The following is a 19,714-nucleotide window of genomic DNA, read 5'->3' as shown; positions in this document are numbered from 1 at the left end:
TTATTTAAGTGTTGAAACGTTAGTGTTTTCTGCTACTTCTTTAGCAGTTTTTTCTTCTACCTGTACGGTTTCTTTTTTTGCCTCTTCTTCATCTCCTCCTGTAAGCATTCCTCCAAAACTCATAAAACCAATCGCCATAAGCCCAGTTAGAATAAAAGTAATTCCTAATCCACGTAGTGGTGCAGGAACATTAGAGTATCTAATCTTTTCTCTAATAGCTGCAATTGCAAGAATCGCTAAGAACCATCCGATTCCTGAACCAATTCCGTATACTCCCGCATGCGTAATTGTAGCAAATTCTTTTTGCTGCATAAACAATGATCCTCCAAGGATTGCACAGTTTACTGCTATTAACGGTAAGAAAATACCTAAAGAGTTATATAGTGATGGTGAGAATTTCTCAACAACAATTTCTACTAACTGTACCATCGTAGCGATAGTAGCAATAAATAAAATAAACGTTAAGAAGCTTAAATCATAATCTGCATATTCTGGACCTAACCAAACTAGAGCACCTTCTCTAAGAATATATTTATCCAATAAAAAGTTTAATGGTACTGTAATTGCCAAAACGAATATAACTGCCGCTCCAAGACCAACCGCTGTCGATACCTTTTTAGATACAGCTAAGTATGAACACATCCCTAAGAAGAATGCGAATACCATATTATCTATAAAGATTGATTTTAAAAATAATTCTAAATGTTCCATTTTTTATACGTTTTTAGTTGTAGTTGAAAACATATAGTTTCAACTCATAACTGTGAACTTTTCTAGTGATCTTCGATTAGTGCTTTATTTTTACTTCTCTGAATCCAGATAATAATTCCTACAGTTATTAAAGCCATTGGTGCCAATACCATAAAACCATTATTTTCATATCCAAAAGCATACAATCCAGTTTTCTCAATTGGATCTCCTAATACTTTAGCTCCAAATAATGTTCCTGAACCTAACAACTCTCTAAAGAAAGCTACAATAATCAATAAAACACCATATCCAGCAGCATTACCAATACCATCAAGGAAAGATTTCCAAGGACCATTACCTAAAGCAAAAGCTTCAAAACGTCCCATAATGATACAGTTGGTAATAATCAAACCAATAAAAACCGAAAGTTCTTTACTCAATGTATATGCAAATGCCTTTAACACCTGATCTACTACAATTACTAAAGCCGCTACCACAACTAATTGAACAATAATTCTAATTTTAGATGGTATGATATTTCTCATTAAAGAGATTACTACATTACCAATACCTAATACAAAAATTACCGAGATTGCCATTACAATCGATGGCTTCAATTGTGCCGTAATTGCCAATGCAGAACAAATACCTAATACCTGTATCGTAATTGGATTGTTATCTGTAAGAGGATCCGATAGTAGTTTCTTATTTTTCTTCGAAAATAAAGGCTCTTTAGGCTCTTTTACTTTAGCTACAACTTTTTCTTCTGTTACTTCAGCCATTTGTTATTTTTTTAAAGTTTCGAAATAAGGTTGATACATTCTAATTCCCTTCTTCACCATTGCAGTAACACCATCACCGGTAATTGTCGCACCAGCCATCGCATCTACTTCATTATCGCTTTTATCTACATTTTTAGGATCTGCATTACCTTTCTTTACAGTAATTCCTTTATAGTTTCCTGAAGCATCTAAAATACTTTCCCCTATAAAATCATCTCTAAAATAAGCTTCTTTGATATTAGCTCCTAATCCTGGAGTTTCTCCTTTATGGTCAAAAAATGCTCCTTTAACAGTCTTAAACTCTTTATCTAAAGAAACATAACCCCAGATCGCATCCCAAAGACCATTACCTCTCATAGGCACCACATAGAACTCTTCTCCATCTTTCTTACCTATAAATAGAGGAAGTTTTCTTTGATAATCAGGATCTTGTTTTACCTTATCATTTTCTTTTTTAACTTCTATGTTAAAAGCATCTGTAGTTTTCTCAGCAGCGTTACCAGTAATAATATACTGCTCATCACCTACATATTTATCAAATAACTCCTGAGCTTTTTCCGCTGGAACAAACTCATTAGTATCTTCTGTATCCGCAATTCCCATTGCAAACAATATATTCTGTTGCTTCTCTGTAATTTTATTAGCCGTAATATTAGGTTTTAAAACCGAAGATATACCTGCTAATAATGTACCTACAACAACTACCATCGCTACTGCAAAAATAATTGTATACGAATTTTTATCTTTATCAATCGCCATAACTAAGCAGTTTTTAATTTTAGACGTTTCATTCTCTTCTTGATATTTCCTTGAACCACATAATGATCAATAGTTGGAGCAAATACGTTCATCAATAAAATAGCTAACATAACTCCTTCTGGATATGCAGGATTAAATACTCTAATCAAAATTGAAATAAATCCAATCAAGAATCCATAAATCCATTTTCCTTTATTGGTTTGTGAAGCTGTCACTGGATCTGTAGCCATAAATACTACTCCAAAAGCAAAACCTCCAATAATCAAATGATGCCAGAACTCTGTACTCATTAAACTATAAAACTTACTTCCAGAACTAATCCATTCTGCACTAACAACGCCATTAAAAATTAATCCCATTGCCAACGCACCAAGAACAGCACTAAGCATTATTCTCCAGCTTCCAATCTTAGTATAAATCAAAAATAGGGCTCCTAATAAAATTAATAGGGCGGATGTTTCTCCTACGGAACCAGGTATGAATCCTAAAAACATATCAGAAACCGAATACGTAAATTCTTTTCCTTGAGCTAAACTACCTAATACCGTCTCTCCTGATATAGCATCTAATTTCGCGCCTCCAGCAATTTCACTTGCTCTTTCTACTGCTCCGTGCACCCATACTTTATCTCCAGACATCCATGTTGGATATGCAAAGAATAAGAATGCTCTAATCGTAAGTGCCGGATTCAAGATATTCATTCCTGTTCCTCCAAATACTTCTTTACCAATCACCACTCCAAAAATAACAGCAACTGCCAACATCCATAACGGAGTATCTATTGGTACAATAAGAGGAACTAACATTCCTGTTACTAAATACCCTTCTTCTACTTCGTGCTTTTTGATAACAGCAAATATAATTTCTACTGTAAGACCTACAACGTAAGAAACTACCAATAAAGGTAGCACTTTCCATAATCCTACTATCAAATTATCAAATGACCAAAATGAAGTACTAAAAAAACCAATAGCTTTATCTACTTCTCCTAATTCCAAATGATATTGATATCCGGCATTAAACATACCAAAAATCAAACAAGGCACTAATGCCATAATTACCGTATTCATCGTACGCTTAAGATCATCTGCTCCACGAACGTGAGCTCCAGAATGCGTAACTTCATCAGGTAAATACAAAAAAGTATGGATTGCATTAAATGCAGGAGCCATCTTTTTATCTTTATACTTAAGTTTTAAGTTATGTAATTTACTTTTTAAACCCATGACCTTATCCTATTTCTTTTAACATTAAATCTAGTCCTTCTCTAATGATCTGCTGATGTGGTTGTTTAGAAACACATATAAACTCAGTCAGTGCAAAATCCTCTGGAGCTACCTCATACATTCCTAACTGTTCCATAGCGTCTAAATCATTAACCGCACAAGCTTTCAGAATTTGCAACGGATAAATATCTAAAGGAAAAACCTCTTCATAATTACCAGTAACTACAAATGCTCTGTGTTCACCGTTAGTATTTGTATTTAGGTCATATTTCTTATTAGGAAATAACCAGGAAAAAGTTAATGCTCTTGACGGAGAAATTTTATTGAAAATTGGCTTATTCCACCCAAAAAGTTCGTAATCATTTCCTTCTGGAATTACAGTGATAGCATTATGATAATATCCTAAATTACCATCAGGCTTTACATTATCACCAGTAAGAACATTTCCACTTATTACTCTAATATTATTATCCTTAACGCCAGAATCATATATAACCGAAGATACCTCAGCTCCAATTCTGGTTTTGAAATATTTAGGACTCTTAATAGAAGATCCTGTTAAAGCTACTATTCGTTCAGAATTAAACTTTCCTGTAAGCAATAACTCTCCTATAATAACAAGATCTTGCGGGGTAACAACCCAAACAACTTCTCCTTTATTTATAGGATCTATTTTTGCTATTTGCACACCTACATTTCCGGCAGGATGCGGACCACTTACATTGTGTAATGTAATATTGTCCAATCCAGAAAATGGTGAATTTTCTTTTTTACCTATCGATACGTGAACATGTCCTTCCGTCAATTTACTTAATGCAGTAACAGCAGTTTGAAGTTCTTGTTCTTTACCTACAAGTACATGTTCTAAATTAGCAGCTAAAGGAGCTGTAACATAAGCGGATATATAAATCGCTTTTGGTGCAACTTCAGGATTAGCAATAACATCATACGGACGTTGTTTGATAAAAGGCCAACAACCAGAAGATAATAAGTGAGATTTAATATCTTCTCCACTCATTGCCTTTACATCCTTTGTTCCAAAGTCTGAAAATTGTTGTTCTTTATCTGCTAAAATTTTAAATGCTAATATTTTTCGTTTTGCACCGCGAATAATTTCCACAACCTCACCACTTACTGGCGAAGGAAAAAGCATTTTCTCATTAGTTTTAGAGTGGAATAATGGTTCGCCGGCTTTAACTTCTGTACCCTGTTTGGCAATAACTTTTGGTACAATACCGTGAAAATCGTCAGGCTTAATTGCGTAAACATTACTTTTGGTGGCTTCTGCAGTTACTTTTTCCGCTTCGCCAACAAGTTTAATGTCCAAGCCTTTTCTGATACGAATGTCTTTTGACATATTTGTAGTCTATGTTAATTAACTAAAAAAATCGTGCAAATTTAATAATTAAAACACGTAAGTGAAAGCTGGTTCTGTTATAAGATTTTATTTATAACGTTTCTAAATAATGAATTTTGAACTCAAAAATAACTAACAAATATTTAGGCATACATTTTGTTTATCTTTACACAGTTAATAATGTATTTAATGTCACAAAAACTTAAACAATTCTCATTAATTTTAGGATTATTCACAGGCTTCCAATCATTTATTGTAGCTCAACAAGCAATAGACGAAGTTAATCCTCCTGATCACATCAAAACAATTCAGTTATTCGGTAGTCAAGAATTTTCCGGAACACCCATTCTAAAACTCGGAGAATCATTTAATATTCGATTTGATGACATTAATGGTGATGAAGTAGATTATTACTACAAAATAACGCATTACAATTTTGACTGGACTCCTTCTCCTCTGTATAAAAATGAATACCTAAACGGCTTTGACGATATCAGAATCGTCAATTACGAAAATTCGTTTAACACTTTACAAATGTACAGTCATTATATGCTAAGAATTCCTAATGAAGATACTAGGGGTTTAAAAGTTAGTGGTAATTATATGATAGAAATCTACGATGATGATGATGAAATTGTGTTTTCAAGAAAATTTATTGTTTATGAAAATTTAACCAACATAAAAGTATACACTAAGCGATCCAGAAATCTAAAATACATAGACGCTAAACAATCTGTTCAATTCGAAATAAGTTCGCCTAATGAAATTTTAAAAAACCCTAAACGCAATGTTAAAACATTAGTGATACAAAATAATGATCTAAAAAATGCCATAACTAATCTCGTACCCCAATTTACAATTGCAAATAATTTAGTCTACAAATATGATACAGAATCTAGTTTTTGGGGTGGCAACGAATATCTTTTCTTTGACAACAAAGAAGTAAGATCTCCTACTGCAAATATTAGAGGAATCGATCTTCAAGAGATCTACCATAACTATTTATATACTGATATTGTTAGAGCTAACAGAATCTATACATATTACCCAGATATCAATGGTAGTTTTGTGGTAAGAAACCTAAGAGCTGAAAACAGCAATACAGAAGCCGACTATGCTTGGATGCACTTTTCTCTAGAGAGTTACGAACCACTTAATGGAGGAGAAATTCACATATATGGTAATTTCAACAATTATGTTACAGATGAATCGACCCGATTGACATACGATAAGGAAAATGCTATTTATGCTACAAAAAGATTATTCAAACAAGGGTTTAATAACTACAAATACGTTTTAGTAAAACCCGACGGAACTATGGATCCAGGATTTATTAGTGGTAATTTTGATGAAACTGAAAATGAATATATGGTAATCCCTTACTACAGAGCACCTGGAGCTCGTTACGACAGAGCTATTGGAAAAGGGGTCGGAAATTCTAGAAATATTACTAACTAAATAGACTAAAAAAAAACAACAAAATAAGGTTTTTGATTTATTTTTTGATTGTAACGAAATACCTTTACTTTAGTCTTATTCTGCAAACCATCAATCAAAAATGAAAGAAAAGGGGAGATTTCTTAAAAAGTACCGAGGAAACGAATGTCTTAATTGCGGCGTTCCTTTGGACATAATCGATCGCTATTGCCATAATTGCGGTCAAATTAATACTACCAAAAAACTTTCGTTCAAAGATTTTTTCAATGAGTTTTTTGCGAGCATGTTCTCCTATGATTCTCGACTAAGACACACTATAGTCGGCCTACTATTTAGACCAGGTATGATTTCTAAGGACTATATAGAAGGCAAAAGAATAAAATATGCAAACCCATTTAGGTTTTATCTCAGCGTTTCCATATTATTTTTCATCATAAGTGGTTTATTTATCGATTTTGATAGTTTCATCACTCAAAAAAACAATCAGAATCAAGAGTTATTAAATGTTAATTTATCCAGTCAAGCACCTAGTAAAAAAGTCATTGCAAAAGACTCTATACCCGAACCCGAAGATACTGAAAAACCCGTTTACTTTAGTGAGATTCAACTAGACACCATGGGTGTTACGGATGCTGTTCAAAATCGCTGGAGAACCTATAAATCACACTATAAAAAAACCAAACAATTAGATGCTAGTATTGCTTTAGACAGCCTACATCATACTAAAAATGGATACACTAAATATCTATACCGAAGAAGCATACGCACAAAAAACCTGAATGAAAACCCAATGGAGCTTCTAAAGTTTGTATTTAACAAACTGCCATTTATTATATTTTTCTTTCTTCCATTTTTTGCGCTGACCATATGGGTATTATATATAAGAAGACCTTTTAATTACATGGAACATTTGGTTTTTATCTTCCATACGCAAACCATGTTTTTCATTTTAATGGGAATCGCAATTTTGATAGATCAAATCACCAAAAGTGAGGCTGCATCCAGTATCGCAATGTTAGTCTTCCTATTTTACCTGTATAAAGCAATGCGTAAGTTCTATCAGCAAAGACGAGTCAAAACTATTGTTAAATTTCTGTTAGTGAACGTATTATTTTTTATCTTAGCAGGAATAGGGTCTTTCATAACGATTGTAGGATCTATGTTTATTTTTTAATAATGGTTGAACAAGTAACCAGAGGGATAAAAATTTCGGTGGACACCACCTTTGAAGGCACGTTCTTTAAGAACTATAAGATTCATTTTGCCTTTGGGTATCGTATTACCATAGAGAATCAAAGTAAAGATTCAGTACAACTCACCTCTCGCTTTTGGGAAATAAAAGACGCACTAAGCAGTACAGAAATTGTGGAAGGTGAAGGTGTAATCGGGAAAAAACCTGTATTAAAGCCTGGAGAATCTCACACCTATAATAGCGGATGCCTCTTAAGCTCTCCTTTTGGAGCCATGAAAGGGCATTACAACATGGTTAACTTTACATCTACCAGAAAATTCAAAGTGATCATCCCTAGTTTTAAGCTTAGCGCTCCTTTTGCTTTGAATTGAGTTTTTCAACAAGATCAAATCGTATGACCTTACCTTCTTGCTCTATATGACAACACTTACAATGAGAATCGTACACAAACTTATATTCTCGATCATAAAAAAACGTTGATTTCGTCTCAAAAAGACCTCTAAAATCCTCTTGTCCATATTCTGTATATCTTCTGATTTCAAATAAAGAGGCCTGAGATGATTCTTTAATGATAAAATACGCCCCACTTCCGATTCCTGACAGAAAACACGCTTCTTTCAAAAAATCTGGTAATACAACATCCTTTTTCTCTTCTAACTTTAGTCCTTTTTTATCAAAATAATTAGTGAGATTCTCTCTAAAAACAGAGTTCGGGTATTCGATCAAAACTCCATTCTCCACCTGATATATTTTGTTCTCCATAGATCCTTTTTCCACATTACCCAAAGGACTAGGAGTAAATAATTTATTTCGCAGCAATGGTGTTCTAATCCTAGATTTATCCGTGCTTTTTAAAATTGTATCGGTCACTATTCTTGAGCAATTACTCCCTTCTTTCCTAAATGTAGAATACGGAATACTTCCTTTATTTTGCGTTTCAATAACATAAGCCTTAGCTTGATCATAGTATATATAATCACATACCGATGCAACCAATCGACCACTACCATGAGTTTTCTCAGGATTAGCTTCTAGCCACAAAAGAAATTCATTTACATTGTCCAATTTTCCATCAGATGTAAAAGTAGCTCTAAAAGGAATTTCAAGTTCTACATCAGTAACAGCACTTCTTACTCTACCTTTCCCGGGAGGAGTTATATATCTCCCAAAATCATAATACTCTGCAATACCAGTTTTATTCTCAATGAGCACAAAAGCTGCATGACCCGCCTTAATAATTCCGCCTTTTCCCAAGCCAAAAAACTGTAACACACCAGTAGATTTTTTTTCTTCGTCAGAAAAACGAACAAAGGTATCTGGAAAAGCTAGGGAAATTATTTTGCCCGTGTAATTCATCACACGTTTAAAATTTTAATTATACTTATTTTCAAAATGCAATTTAGATAACTTCAACTAAACGGTTATAGCCTCAAAAGCAACAATATTTACTTCTATATTCTGAAGATCCTCATATCGCATTGTAGACTCCTCATCATTTTTAACAATCTGAGTAATACTTCTTGTTTTTAAAAAACCTCTGTCAATCTGCAGATCTACATCCTTATCACCAATTCCGGCATTCTTATGAAAATCCAAAAGTGCATCTGAAGTTAATACATTTTCTTGCTCGAATGCACCAAACCAATCCTCTCTTGTCTTTTTCATCTTATTCGTATACAACGTAGACGAAGACCAAATATGAGTTTCTTTTTCTAAAACTTTAAAATGTTTTTGTTTACCATCCCAAACCAACTCAAAAAACTCAAGATCAGATTGCCAATGCGCAGCAACTATTGTAAAAGGTTCGATTCCTTTATAATCATATTCCAAAATTGCTTTTTGTAAATCATCTGCGGCTAAAAGATCTTTTACCACCACTCCTCTACTTTGTCTATATGACACAAGTCTTTCATGGATTTCAAAACCTCCATTAAGCAAACAAATCATAGTATTTTTATCGCTAAGCCCTATCCAAGTTCCTCCTGCAACAGCATCTTTTGGAAACAACATCCTAGTTTTATCCACCTGATAAAACTCAGGAACCAGGGTTTTTCGATTTATAGCCTCATCACGATTAGAGGTCAATATAAAACCGTTTTCTTGGGTGGGGATCAAAGTTACTGTACACATAGATTTTTGGGTCGGATAAATTTCGCACAACTTACAAAAAAAAATACACACTATACATGTTTATAAAAGGTTAAAATAAACATTGCCCTACATAATTTCCTATCTTTGCCGCTTGAAGTATTCTAACAAATCTTACAAATTAAACTAAATACACAAGATCATGGGAAAAGGTTTTTTTCAAGTTCCAACAGCAATAAATGAGCCTGTAAAATCATATGCTCCAGGAACTCCTGAAAGAGAAGAAGTTCTGGCGACATATAAATCTATGTATAATTCATCTGTTGATGTTCCTTTATTTATAAACGGAGAAGAAATCAGAACTGGAGATACTGGAACAATGTCACCTCCACACGACCATAAACATCTTTTAGGAACCTATCACAAAGCTGAGAAACAACATATTCAGAAGGCTATAGACACTGCTATTGAAGCACGTGGAAAATGGGCAGATCTAGCTTGGGAACAACGTGCAGCTATTTTCTTAAAAGCTGCAGAACTAATTGCTGGACCTTATAGAGCTAAGATTAATGCAGCTACAATGCTAGCACAATCTAAAAACATATATCAGGCAGAGATTGATGCTGCTTGTGAATTCATTGACTTCCTACGTTTTAATGTAGAGTTTATGACTCAGATTTATGAAGATCAACCAGATTCTACTTCTGGCGCTTGGAATAGACTAGAGTATAGACCATTAGAAGGTTTTGTTTACGCGATCACTCCATTTAACTTTACTGCAATTGCAGGAAACCTACCAGCTAGTGCTGCTTTGATGGGGAACACAGTAGTTTGGAAACCTAGTGATAGTCAGATCTATTCTGCAAAAGTAATCGTAGACATTTTTAAAGAAGCTGGTGTACCAGATGGAGTTATCAATGTAGTATACGGAGATCCAGTTATGATTACCGACACAGTATTAGCAAGTCCTGATTTTGCTGGAATTCACTTTACTGGTAGTACTCACGTATTTAAAGACATTTGGGCTAAAATTGGTGCAAACATCCATAATTACAAAACTTATCCAAGAATCGTAGGTGAAACAGGAGGAAAAGATTTTATTGTAGCGCATCCTAGCGCAAATGCTAAGCAAGTAGCTACAGGAATTTCTCGTGGAGCTTTTGAATTCCAAGGACAAAAATGTAGTGCTGCATCTAGAGCATATATCCCTAAAAGCTTATGGGCTGATGTTGAAAAATTCTTAAAAGCAGATATCAAATCCTTCAAAATGGGATCCCCTGAGGATATGGGTAATTTTATTACTGCTGTAATCCACGAAGGTTCTTTTGATAAACTTGCCAAATTCATTGATCAAGCAAAAGAAGATAATGGAGCTACTATTATTGCTGGTGGTGGACATGACAAATCTAAAGGATATTTCATCGAACCAACAGTAATTCTAGCAGAAGATCCTAAATACACTACAATGTGCACGGAGCTTTTTGGACCTGTTATCACTATCTATGTTTATGATGACAACAAATGGGAAGAAACATTAGCTTTAGTTGATGAGACTAGTGAGTATGCATTAACTGGTGCAATTTTCTCAACTGACAGATATGCTGCTGCTGAAGCTACCAAAGCATTACAAAATGCTGCTGGTAACTTCTATATCAATGATAAACCAACTGGTGCAGTTGTAGGACAACAACCGTTTGGTGGTGCTAGAGCATCTGGAACTAATGATAAAGCTGGATCATACCTTAACTTACTACGTTGGGTATCTCCTCGTACGATCAAAGAAACTTTTGTTACTCCAGCAGATTATAGATATCCTTTCTTAGGAGAGTAGTTTTTATAAAACCTATTAAAAAAAGCGCCAATTGGCGCTTTTTTTTGTTTGATTTGAAAAATAAAAACAACTAAATTCACACTAAAATATATACGAACACAAAAAATGAAGAAAATCTTAATTGTAGGAGGAGGAATAGCTGGGCTTACTTTACTAAGGCTCCTGCAAAACAAGGGGCATCACATACAACTCATTGAAAAACAACCAGCCTGGCAAATTTCTGGAACAGGTTTGTATATGCCATCTAACGGTGTAGTCGCTTTAGACAAAATAGGATTAGGAGATATTGTAAGACAAAAAGGATTCATAGTCAGTTCTCGACATATCATGAATGCTAAAGGAACCATGATATTAGATCTAGATCTGGAAAAAATATGGAATCGAAAAAAACCGTGTTTAGGAATTAACAGAAAAACACTTCATAACATTCTTCTTGAAGGCATAGACTCTAAAAATATTTCTTTAGGAGTAACAATTGACCAACTAAAAACGAATCCTGAACAGGTAGCTGTTACTTTTTCTGATGGAACTGCAGACAACTTCGATATAGTTATTGGCGCAGATGGATTACACTCTAAAACCAGAAAACTTACCTTAGGAGACATTCCTTTAAGAAAAGTTACGGCACAAGTATGTCGTTTCATTATCAAAAAGCCTGACCAAATTAATTCTTGGTCATTATTTATGAATTCGACAGGGCAATTTCTCATAATTCCAATGAACGCTGAAGAGGCCTATTGCTATGTCAATAGAAAAACAAAAGGTTTTAAAACATTCGACAAAGAGGAGTATATGAAGCCTTTTAAAAAATTCGCTTCACCCCTTCCAGAAATTTTGCGAAATTGGGATCCCGAAACTTCTCATTGGGATGATCTAGAAGAACTTGCTCCTCTATCAATAATGGGCAAAGATCGTATCGTTCTAATCGGAGATGCCGCTCACGGAATGCCTCCTTTTATGGCACAAGGTGGTGCACTTGCATTAGAAGATGCAATTATATTGTCAAAATTATTAGAAAATGAAGATTGGAACACTATAGCCACGAAGTTTTCCAAACACAGAATACACCGAGTAGAATGGACAAGAGCACGTAATCAAAACCGTGAAAAACTATCCAAACTACCCTTTTGGATCGCTAAACTTGGATTAAAAAAAGTAGGAGAAAAAAATTGGATCGAAGATTACAGACCACTAGCCGAGACTCCTGACTGGTGATTTTAAATTAATTATTAAAAACTCAAAACAATGATCATACGTTCTGCAACAATTGAAGATCTACCAACGCTACTTGATTTTGAACAAAAAATCATAGAAACAGAGATCCCTATGGATCCGACATTAATCACTTCAGAGAAAATAAACTACTATGATCTTGGTGACTACATAAAATCTGATCATACAGAAGTTATCGTAGCTGAAATCGATGGAAAAGTTGTAGGCAGCGGTTATGGTCAAATAAGAGATCGCAAAGAGTTTTTTAAACAAAGTAAGATGGGATATATTGGTTTTATGTATGTGATGCAAGAATACAGAGGCCAAGGAATCAGTCAGCAAATAATTCAGTATTTATCCGATTGGTTTGTAGCAAAGGATATCTACGAAGCACAACTTGATGTGTATGATCAAAACCCTAGAGCCATTAAAGCCTATGAAAAAGCAGGTTTTGAAAAATACTTGGTTCGCATGCGAATTGACCTAAAAGATAAGTCTTAATAACCTGAGTTGGATATAATAAAAGGTATAGATAAAGTCTAACTTCATATAATTATCGCTCTTATGTTTCCTCTCCTTCTGGGAGAGAATTAAGGTGAGGGTTTTTATTACGAAAACTCCTCATCCTAACTCCAACGCTCCTTCTCGTACATCGCTAAGCGTTGTCATCCAAGGAAAAGAAATCCTTTAGATTGTAAAACATTAAATAATAGCACCTTTTATATCTAACTCAGGTTAATAGCGTCTTGATCATATAGTCATCTTTCTTTATCCTATTTCTTTACTTACAATTCCGAATTCGCTACAATTGAAGCTCTTTTTTACTTTTATCTTTATTTTGGATTCCAGCCTACGCTGGAATGACAAAAAATGCCAAACCTTGTAATTCCGACGTAGGTCGGAATCTATTTTCTCAATACATAGAAGTATTCATTTTATTTCAAAAACAATTACAAACACTATCTTTAGACAAGTATTCGCATGCTTATGCGTAAAATATAATCCTATAAAACTCCATGAATCAAAAAAAAGCTCCCTGGTACTTTCTATTATTACTTATTTTGGCTGGAGAATCTGTATTTATTCTTCCCTTTGTACTCGCTAGGGTCTTTAGACCTACAGTGTTAGAAGCATTTGGTTTAGACAATCTTCAATTAGGACTTTGTTTTTCTGTTTATGGTATTGTTGCGTTACTATCATATCTCTTCGGAGGACCTATTGCGGATAAATTTCCTCCAAGGAAATTGATAGCCGCAGCATTATGGATGACCGCTTTAGGTGGATTGGTGTATGCTACATTTCCTGATTACACAGTATTGAAAATATTATATGGGTATTGGGGATTTACGACCATTTTTTTATTCTGGGCACCAATGATCAAGGCTACGCGGATATGGGGAGGATCTACATCACAAGGTAAGGCATTTGGATTTTTAGACGGCGGACGCGGATTAGTAGGTGCTCTGTTTGGTGCTATGGGTGTGTTCATTTTTTCATTATTTATAACTTCCGATATTACAGAAGCTACGGTCTTAGAAAGTAGAGCAGCTTTTAAGCAAGTGATACTCGTATCAGCTGGTATAGTAACATTGGTGGGACTATTGGTGTGGTTTTTCATGAAACTTGATAAGGAAACAGAACAAGAAATCATTTTAGAAAAAATCACAATATCACAAATCAAAGAAGTGTTGCGTTTACCATCTGTATGGTTACTGATGATCATAATTCTATGTGCGTATGTAGGGTACAAAATCACCGATGTATTTTCATTATACGCGCAAGAAGTGATGTTATATGATCAAGTAGAATCTGCGCAAGTAGGTACTTTTTTGTTATTTGTTCGCCCAGTTATTGGTATCCTAATCGGAGTATTGGCAGACCGCACGCAAACTACATTCTGGTTGGTTGTTAGTTTTGTAGTGTCATTTCTGGGAGCATTATTATTTGCTCTTGGTATTATTTCGGATTCAGCAACAGTCTTATTTTTTATCTCGATATTGGTTGTAGCAACGGGAGTTTATGCCGCACGTTCATTGTACTTTGCAGTAATGCAGAGAGGTCAAATCCCATTGATACTTACGGGAACTGCGGTTGGGCTTATTTCTTTAATCGGGTATACGCCAGATATATTTGCAGGTCCGGCGATGGGATATCTCTTAGAGAATTCGCCTGGTATCACAGGACATCAACACGTATTCTGGATGTTAGCATTATTTTCTTTTATAGGTGGTATTGCTGCGTGGTATTATTATCGATTGTACAACAAGAAAAAGCAAACCTGATTTTTTAATATCCAAACCAAAAACTACACATTCCTGCTTTCTTATTTTTTGAATTAAAGGGAAATTTATGTTTCTTTATGTCATAGTCGTTTATTATACATTTACACATACAAACGCTTATAAACGGATATATGGTTACTTTTAGTGACTATACACGCATGTTAGGCATTATTCGAAAAAGAATGACTGAAATTATATTAAATCTACTTTCAAAAAGGACAATAATCGATGGTATGGATTACCTTATCCCTCCTGAAAAAGGTTTAAAAAGGAAAATTTTCAATTTCTTTTCAAGGAAACTTTATGAAAAAAGAAATAAGCACATAGAAAAACTTGAAATTTATGAATTAAAAAACACATTAAGTCAGGCAATCGATTTATTTAAGGAAAAAAATTACTTATTTCAAATAGACATTAACCATAGTGATTGGGTTGAAATACAAATAGTTCATCCTCATATGGTTCAAGAAAAATTGACTGAAAATCATAAAGATTTTGGCTTTGTTGTTCATTGGGTTTTTGATTCTATGAAAGAGACGAATACAGAACTTGTGGAAAAAATGGACAACCTCTTTAAAACCTTTAATTACGTTCACTTTAAAAATGGGAAAACAATTGATTGTTTTGCTTTTTTTTGCGGAGAAAATATAGAAATGACATATAAAATAACTAAAACGATATTATATGAAATTTGTGGGTATAAAAACGGAGAAAAATACAGATTTTCAATATCTGACAATGGAAAAATTGAAGAAAACAATGCCTAACAAAGGCTATAATTAATACGGGGTTTGGTACTTAACCCAAAGTATAGGAACATTTACGAAGTCCGCCAAATCTTTTTGATTTGGCTTTATAAAGAAAAAGAGAAAACAAAATAAAAAGTTTTGGCTAAGTGCCTAATCGAAAGTTCACTACTTTTAATTCCCGCACTAATCATAGCCGAGACGTTGTAACCAATTCGAATGAATCTACCTAAATTTCATATATATAAGCTAATTAAGACTGAAAAGTCAGTATCTGAGTTAGCCGATTCTCTTAAAAAGTTTGATTGTAAAAAAATAGAACTGGAAAATAACAAAATACTGATTTTCGGAAAGGCTTTTTATGACTTTACTTGTGACCTAAATATTTCTGAAGTGAAACTGACTGTTAAACCGAAAAAAGTTATTCTGATTTTAGTATTGTTTTTTTTAACTATATGGACAATCGGATTTATATATGAGAACGGAATTTTATTTGGACTTCTTTCATCATTTTTATTTATAGTTTTTGGAGGATTTGTTCATAAAAAAATGATGGAATTAAATCTTGAAGAAATCTCTGAATTGATTAAAAAGTAAAATAGAACTGGTTACAACAAGATATATGAAATCAGAGTAAAGTTTAGTCCCAAATCGCAAAGTTATTTCCTTTTTGCTAAGGCGCTAGATTTTTATAAATTAACAAGAAATAAAAATGCGCAGATAGATCAATTGGTTAAGGCTTGTTTACCTTGCTTCGATTCATATATTTGGCGTTAGCACCAATTAAATAAAATGGACAACGAATTTCAAATAAAGGAAAACGGATTTGCGGAAATCAAAAAAACAATGATACTGAGAGCCATTCCAGTAGTAGTTCTAGCTGCTGGAACTGGATTAGCAATCAGTCATTTTAACTCCAATGGACAATCGAGTGATGTGAATGTACTTCCGTTTGTAATTCCAATCATAATTGGTGCAGTAGCTTTTGGTTTATTTAAAGGAATAAATAGACAAAAAGGATTATTTGAAAGTTACAGACTGATTATAAATGAAAACGAAATAATAAGAGAGCAATTAAATACTCAAAGAATTTCTATTCCGCATAATGAAATAAAATCAATAATTAGAAATCCGAAAGGAATTTTAACCATAATTGGAAATTCTACCACAGAAATTATTGGAATACCTTCTCAAATAAAAAACCCTGAAAAACTTGAACAGTTGTTAACCCAAATTCACCCTATTACTGAATCTGATAAAAAACCTCTAATCGAAAAATACAGAATAGTGTTTATTTTGATAGTGTTAGCAATGATGGTTTCTGTTTATATCTCGAATAATAAAATGATCGTAGGAATATCGGGAGCAATTTTGATTTTATTTTTAGGTTATTCTTTTTATGAAGTTCGCAGAAATAAGAATATAGACAAGAAAACCAAAAATGGAATGTGGTTATTGATTTTTGTTCTTTTTTCCGTGATTGGTACTATGTATTTAAAACTAACAGGTAAAATATAAAAGGTACTAACAATTTGCCCCTTCGGGAAGCAAACGCAACATACAATAAACGTTAGATACAATTATGAAAAAACTTAGCTTCATCATTTTTGGGTTACTTGTTGTCCTAAGCTGTTCCAAAGAAAAGAAATCAACAAATAAAGTATTCAACCCTTTCAAGGTGATTGAAAATAGTCAAAATCAAATCTTCAATATAGACACCATCCAATTTAAAAAAATAACTGGAAAATACGGTACAGAGATTTATTTTAACCGAGATTCGTTCGATGTTGATTCAGCCGACAAAATTTCCCTGGAACTAAAAGAATTTTATGACATTTCTGATTTAATAAAAAATAATATACCGACTATTACAAAGGATAATAAATTACTTGAATCATCTGGAGTTATTTTTTTGAATTTCAAAAAAAATGGAAAAAAAATTAATTTAAAAGATAGCTCTAGTATTACAATAAAATTCCCTGTTCATTTATCAGGGCAAGACAAAATATTTAATGGAGAAGTGGACTCCATTGGACAACTATCTTGGTCAAAAACAGATTCTTATTTCAGTATAATACGTTTTAATAAAAAAATTCACATAGATGAGCCATACGATATAACACTAGACTCTTTATCCTATTATCAAGATTTATGGAGAAAAAGAGATAGCATTTATGAATTAACAGCTAGTGATCAAGAAAAGATAGAATCTAGAGTTATCTCTAATTTATTAATAAACAAACTTGGATGGATAAATATTGACAGGTTTATCGAAGAGTCTATTAAAAAGGACTTTTCTGTTATGAATGACAAAGCATTAGATGGAATAATTTTTTATACTATATATGAAAACCTAAATTCTTTCACTAGCTATTACCCTGCCGAGACAGAAAATATACTTTTAACTGACATACCTATATTAGAAAATACTTTTTTAATCGCTGTTGGAATTAAAGATGGTGAGTTATTTGCTCAAAAAATACTGATGAATGACAAAAAATCAATTAAGCTATCTTTAAAAGCAATAAATCAGAACGAACTAAATGAATTATTAAAAAAATAACTATTTATAACACTATACATCATTAAGACGAAACTTTTTCTGAAACAAAGTAAAATATGAGAACAATTTTTCGTTCGATTCTGCCTTCAATAATTATGATTCCTTCTATCTTTTTTGGAATCTTCACAATGTATCATAATAACGTTTCCTCCAACTTATGGCTACAAAATTTTGCAGTATTATTATTAGTAAGTGCATCCTCATACCTAATCATTTCTCGAAAAATATTTTTAAAATTAAATAGCTTAATAATTATTATTGTTGGTATTCTATTATTACTCCTAACATTTACTGATAATGGTTTAAGTAATGTTTATAGGTGGCTATCAATCGGCATTATCAATTTAAATATTGGTAGTATTGTATTACCTCTATTATTAATTGAATTAGAAAAAAATCTGAATTTTAAAAATTGGTGGCTTATAACATTACTAGCATTTGGAATTATTGCAATATTATCATTTCAACCAGACGCCTCTAAAGCAACCGCATTTGCACTTGCATCACTTTTTTTTACACAAAAATATGTTACCAACAAAATACAATATGTAGTATTAGCTATACCTATAATGGCATCTGTTTGGACTTGGTATTTTTTAGATGATTTACCACCCGTAAATTATGTAGAGGAGATTCTCCAAATGACTAAGGGAATTGGAACAACTTGGTATATATTCAGCGTTCTTTCATTAATACTATTACCGATACCGTTTTTTATTTTTAAAACAGAAAAAAACAAATCAATTTGTATAAGTTTAGGAATATATTTTAGTGTCGTTTTACTATCCACTTTATTTGGAAACTTCCCTGTACCTCTTTTAGGTTATGGTATTTCTCCAATTATCGGATATTCCATAGCAATAACTTGGCTGATTAAAAATACTGATTTTAAATATGTAACTGAATAAAGGGTATATAAAAAAGAACTGAATTAAAAAACTTTTACTTCTGTTTGAATTTCTTATTAATTATTTTTCTTTTCCATTCTTCTCCAAAGAAGTTAAAAACATTAAGAGAATAAATTCCCAGTATTACACCTCAAGAAAGCAGCATCCATAAAAAAACAATCCAATTGGATGAATCATTAACTGCGATAATAAATGGAGCTACCAAACTCAAAAATGCAATTGCAAGAAGTTTATAAACTCCCTTTACATTTTGAACATATTCTTCTTCATTTCTAATCTGTTCCATTTCTTGGTTCTTATCTGAATCAGTAATGTTGATTTCAAATACCGCTGCTAAAGATTTCAATGATTCTAAACCTGCATTCTCTCCATTTTCAATTCGCTGAATAGTTCTTATACTTAATCCACTCATTTCTGACAATTGATCTTGCGACCAATGTCTTTCCAATCTCATTTTTTTAATATCTCTTAAATTAATTGTTTTAGGATTCATGCACTTAAAGGTTTCCAATATTATTTATTGTACAAAGATAGGTATTAACCATTCTTTAGTTTACAACCCATAAGACATCGGTATGACTGTAATACGACAGTAATATGACATTAATCTGACTCTAATAACAACTAGGCACAACAAAGAA

The 19,714-nt window shown here is 33.0% G+C and carries 20 protein-coding genes; 12 read left to right on the top strand and 8 right to left on the bottom strand.

Features of this window, described 5'->3' with window-relative positions; genetic code table 11:
* The 5 genes from nqrE to Q0975_RS23635 all read right to left on the bottom strand — a co-directional run bounded on the left by nqrE (position 1) and on the right by Q0975_RS23635 (position 4,814).
* Positions 1-711: an NADH:ubiquinone reductase (Na(+)-transporting) subunit E gene (nqrE, locus tag Q0975_RS23655; protein WP_299441664.1), complete on the bottom strand. Its 711-nt coding sequence runs from the start codon at positions 709-711 to the stop codon at positions 1-3.
* Positions 712-773: 62 nt separating this feature from the next.
* A complete protein-coding gene (locus Q0975_RS23650) occupies positions 774-1,472 on the bottom strand; it encodes an NADH:ubiquinone reductase (Na(+)-transporting) subunit D (protein WP_299441661.1) in 699 nt (232 codons plus the stop codon).
* A 3-nt stretch (positions 1,473-1,475) separates the two neighbouring features.
* Positions 1,476-2,231: a Na(+)-translocating NADH-quinone reductase subunit C gene (locus Q0975_RS23645; protein WP_299441658.1), complete on the bottom strand. Its 756-nt coding sequence runs from the start codon at positions 2,229-2,231 to the stop codon at positions 1,476-1,478.
* 2 nt (positions 2,232-2,233) lie between these two features.
* On the bottom strand, positions 2,234-3,457 hold the full coding sequence (locus Q0975_RS23640; RefSeq protein WP_299441655.1) for an NADH:ubiquinone reductase (Na(+)-transporting) subunit B: 1,224 nt from the start codon (positions 3,455-3,457) through the stop codon (positions 2,234-2,236).
* Between the two features lie 4 nt (positions 3,458-3,461).
* Positions 3,462-4,814 (bottom strand): Na(+)-translocating NADH-quinone reductase subunit A, encoded by a 1,353-nt coding sequence (locus tag Q0975_RS23635; protein WP_299441652.1) that lies wholly within the window; start codon positions 4,812-4,814, stop codon positions 3,462-3,464.
* A 189-nt stretch (positions 4,815-5,003) separates the two neighbouring features.
* On the opposite strand from Q0975_RS23635, the gene Q0975_RS23630 reads away from it, so the two are divergent.
* The 3 genes from Q0975_RS23630 to apaG all read left to right on the top strand — a co-directional run bounded on the left by Q0975_RS23630 (position 5,004) and on the right by apaG (position 7,814).
* Positions 5,004-6,272 (top strand): DUF5103 domain-containing protein, encoded by a 1,269-nt coding sequence (locus Q0975_RS23630; RefSeq protein ID WP_299441649.1) that lies wholly within the window; start codon positions 5,004-5,006, stop codon positions 6,270-6,272.
* Between the two features lie 100 nt (positions 6,273-6,372).
* Positions 6,373-7,425, top strand: coding sequence for a DUF3667 domain-containing protein (locus Q0975_RS23625; protein WP_299441646.1), 1,053 nt, complete (start codon positions 6,373-6,375; stop codon positions 7,423-7,425).
* 2 nt (positions 7,426-7,427) lie between these two features.
* On the top strand, positions 7,428-7,814 hold the full coding sequence (gene apaG / locus Q0975_RS23620) for a Co2+/Mg2+ efflux protein ApaG (RefSeq protein ID WP_299441643.1): 387 nt from the start codon (positions 7,428-7,430) through the stop codon (positions 7,812-7,814).
* On the opposite strand, the gene Q0975_RS23615 is transcribed toward apaG, so the two are convergent.
* Both Q0975_RS23615 and Q0975_RS23610 read right to left on the bottom strand, forming a co-directional pair.
* Complete coding sequence (locus tag Q0975_RS23615; protein WP_299441731.1) at positions 7,789-8,799, bottom strand: DUF6695 family protein; 1,011 nt, start codon at positions 8,797-8,799, stop codon at positions 7,789-7,791. The two genes, apaG and Q0975_RS23615, sit on opposite strands and share 26 nt — an antisense overlap.
* 57 nt (positions 8,800-8,856) lie before the next feature.
* Entirely contained in the window at positions 8,857-9,573 is a 717-nt protein-coding gene (locus Q0975_RS23610; protein ID WP_299441640.1) for an NRDE family protein, read from the bottom strand.
* A 160-nt stretch (positions 9,574-9,733) separates the two neighbouring features.
* On the opposite strand from Q0975_RS23610, the gene pruA reads away from it, so the two are divergent.
* The 9 genes from pruA to Q0975_RS23565 all read left to right on the top strand — a co-directional run bounded on the left by pruA (position 9,734) and on the right by Q0975_RS23565 (position 19,073).
* Positions 9,734-11,362: an L-glutamate gamma-semialdehyde dehydrogenase gene (gene pruA, locus Q0975_RS23605; RefSeq protein WP_299441637.1), complete on the top strand. Its 1,629-nt coding sequence runs from the start codon at positions 9,734-9,736 to the stop codon at positions 11,360-11,362.
* A gap of 105 nt (positions 11,363-11,467) precedes the next feature.
* Positions 11,468-12,577, top strand: coding sequence for an FAD-dependent monooxygenase (locus Q0975_RS23600; RefSeq protein WP_299441634.1), 1,110 nt, complete (start codon positions 11,468-11,470; stop codon positions 12,575-12,577).
* A gap of 30 nt (positions 12,578-12,607) precedes the next feature.
* A complete protein-coding gene (locus tag Q0975_RS23595; RefSeq protein ID WP_299441631.1) occupies positions 12,608-13,075 on the top strand; it encodes a GNAT family N-acetyltransferase in 468 nt (155 codons plus the stop codon).
* Between the two features lie 515 nt (positions 13,076-13,590).
* On the top strand, positions 13,591-14,856 hold the full coding sequence (locus Q0975_RS23590) for an MFS transporter (RefSeq protein WP_299441628.1): 1,266 nt from the start codon (positions 13,591-13,593) through the stop codon (positions 14,854-14,856).
* Between the two features lie 182 nt (positions 14,857-15,038).
* A complete protein-coding gene (locus tag Q0975_RS23585; RefSeq protein ID WP_299441625.1) occupies positions 15,039-15,623 on the top strand; it encodes a hypothetical protein in 585 nt (194 codons plus the stop codon).
* Between the two features lie 198 nt (positions 15,624-15,821).
* Positions 15,822-16,199, top strand: coding sequence for a hypothetical protein (locus Q0975_RS23580; RefSeq protein ID WP_299441623.1), 378 nt, complete (start codon positions 15,822-15,824; stop codon positions 16,197-16,199).
* Positions 16,200-16,394: 195 nt separating this feature from the next.
* Entirely contained in the window at positions 16,395-17,120 is a 726-nt protein-coding gene (locus Q0975_RS23575) for a hypothetical protein (protein WP_299441621.1), read from the top strand.
* Positions 17,121-17,184: 64 nt separating this feature from the next.
* A complete protein-coding gene (locus Q0975_RS23570) occupies positions 17,185-18,165 on the top strand; it encodes a hypothetical protein (RefSeq protein ID WP_299441619.1) in 981 nt (326 codons plus the stop codon).
* 56 nt (positions 18,166-18,221) lie between these two features.
* The gene (locus tag Q0975_RS23565) at positions 18,222-19,073 is read left to right on the top strand and encodes a hypothetical protein (protein WP_299441617.1); all 852 of its coding nucleotides are present in this window, start codon (positions 18,222-18,224) and stop codon (positions 19,071-19,073) included.
* A gap of 130 nt (positions 19,074-19,203) precedes the next feature.
* Here Q0975_RS23565 and Q0975_RS23560 read toward each other — a convergent pair whose 3' ends face one another.
* Positions 19,204-19,566, bottom strand: coding sequence for a helix-turn-helix transcriptional regulator (locus tag Q0975_RS23560; RefSeq protein WP_299441615.1), 363 nt, complete (start codon positions 19,564-19,566; stop codon positions 19,204-19,206).
* Positions 19,567-19,714 lie beyond the last annotated feature (148 nt).

It is taken from the genome of uncultured Aquimarina sp., from assembly GCF_947500065.1.
Classification (GTDB): domain Bacteria; phylum Bacteroidota; class Bacteroidia; order Flavobacteriales; family Flavobacteriaceae; genus Aquimarina.
This window is presented reverse-complemented; position numbering and strand designations above follow the sequence as displayed.

Excerpts from the sequence above, each read along its gene's own strand:
- Q0975_RS23625 (WP_299441646.1), top strand. The coding sequence starts at position 6,373 with ATGAAAGAAAAGGGGAGATTTCTTAAAAAGTACCGAGGAAACGAATGT.
- Q0975_RS23575 (WP_299441621.1), top strand. The coding sequence starts at position 16,395 with ATGGACAACGAATTTCAAATAAAGGAAAACGGATTTGCGGAAATCAAA.
- Q0975_RS23595 (WP_299441631.1), top strand. The coding sequence starts at position 12,608 with ATGATCATACGTTCTGCAACAATTGAAGATCTACCAACGCTACTTGAT.
- Q0975_RS23570 (WP_299441619.1), top strand. The coding sequence starts at position 17,185 with ATGAAAAAACTTAGCTTCATCATTTTTGGGTTACTTGTTGTCCTAAGC.
- nqrE (WP_299441664.1), bottom strand. The coding sequence starts at position 711 with ATGGAACATTTAGAATTATTTTTAAAATCAATCTTTATAGATAATATG.
- Q0975_RS23600 (WP_299441634.1), top strand. The coding sequence starts at position 11,468 with ATGAAGAAAATCTTAATTGTAGGAGGAGGAATAGCTGGGCTTACTTTA.
- Q0975_RS23615 (WP_299441731.1), bottom strand. The coding sequence starts at position 8,799 with ATGAATTACACGGGCAAAATAATTTCCCTAGCTTTTCCAGATACCTTT.
- Q0975_RS23630 (WP_299441649.1), top strand. The coding sequence starts at position 5,004 with ATGTCACAAAAACTTAAACAATTCTCATTAATTTTAGGATTATTCACA.
- Q0975_RS23590 (WP_299441628.1), top strand. The coding sequence starts at position 13,591 with ATGAATCAAAAAAAAGCTCCCTGGTACTTTCTATTATTACTTATTTTG.
- Q0975_RS23635 (WP_299441652.1), bottom strand. The coding sequence starts at position 4,814 with ATGTCAAAAGACATTCGTATCAGAAAAGGCTTGGACATTAAACTTGTT.
- Q0975_RS23650 (WP_299441661.1), bottom strand. The coding sequence starts at position 1,472 with ATGGCTGAAGTAACAGAAGAAAAAGTTGTAGCTAAAGTAAAAGAGCCT.
- Q0975_RS23580 (WP_299441623.1), top strand. The coding sequence starts at position 15,822 with ATGAATCTACCTAAATTTCATATATATAAGCTAATTAAGACTGAAAAG.
- Q0975_RS23585 (WP_299441625.1), top strand. The coding sequence starts at position 15,039 with ATGACTGAAATTATATTAAATCTACTTTCAAAAAGGACAATAATCGAT.
- Q0975_RS23565 (WP_299441617.1), top strand. The coding sequence starts at position 18,222 with ATGAGAACAATTTTTCGTTCGATTCTGCCTTCAATAATTATGATTCCT.
- Q0975_RS23610 (WP_299441640.1), bottom strand. The coding sequence starts at position 9,573 with ATGTGTACAGTAACTTTGATCCCCACCCAAGAAAACGGTTTTATATTG.
- apaG (WP_299441643.1), top strand. The coding sequence starts at position 7,428 with ATGGTTGAACAAGTAACCAGAGGGATAAAAATTTCGGTGGACACCACC.
- Q0975_RS23560 (WP_299441615.1), bottom strand. The coding sequence starts at position 19,566 with ATGAATCCTAAAACAATTAATTTAAGAGATATTAAAAAAATGAGATTG.
- pruA (WP_299441637.1), top strand. The coding sequence starts at position 9,734 with ATGGGAAAAGGTTTTTTTCAAGTTCCAACAGCAATAAATGAGCCTGTA.
- Q0975_RS23640 (WP_299441655.1), bottom strand. The coding sequence starts at position 3,457 with ATGGGTTTAAAAAGTAAATTACATAACTTAAAACTTAAGTATAAAGAT.
- Q0975_RS23645 (WP_299441658.1), bottom strand. The coding sequence starts at position 2,231 with ATGGCGATTGATAAAGATAAAAATTCGTATACAATTATTTTTGCAGTA.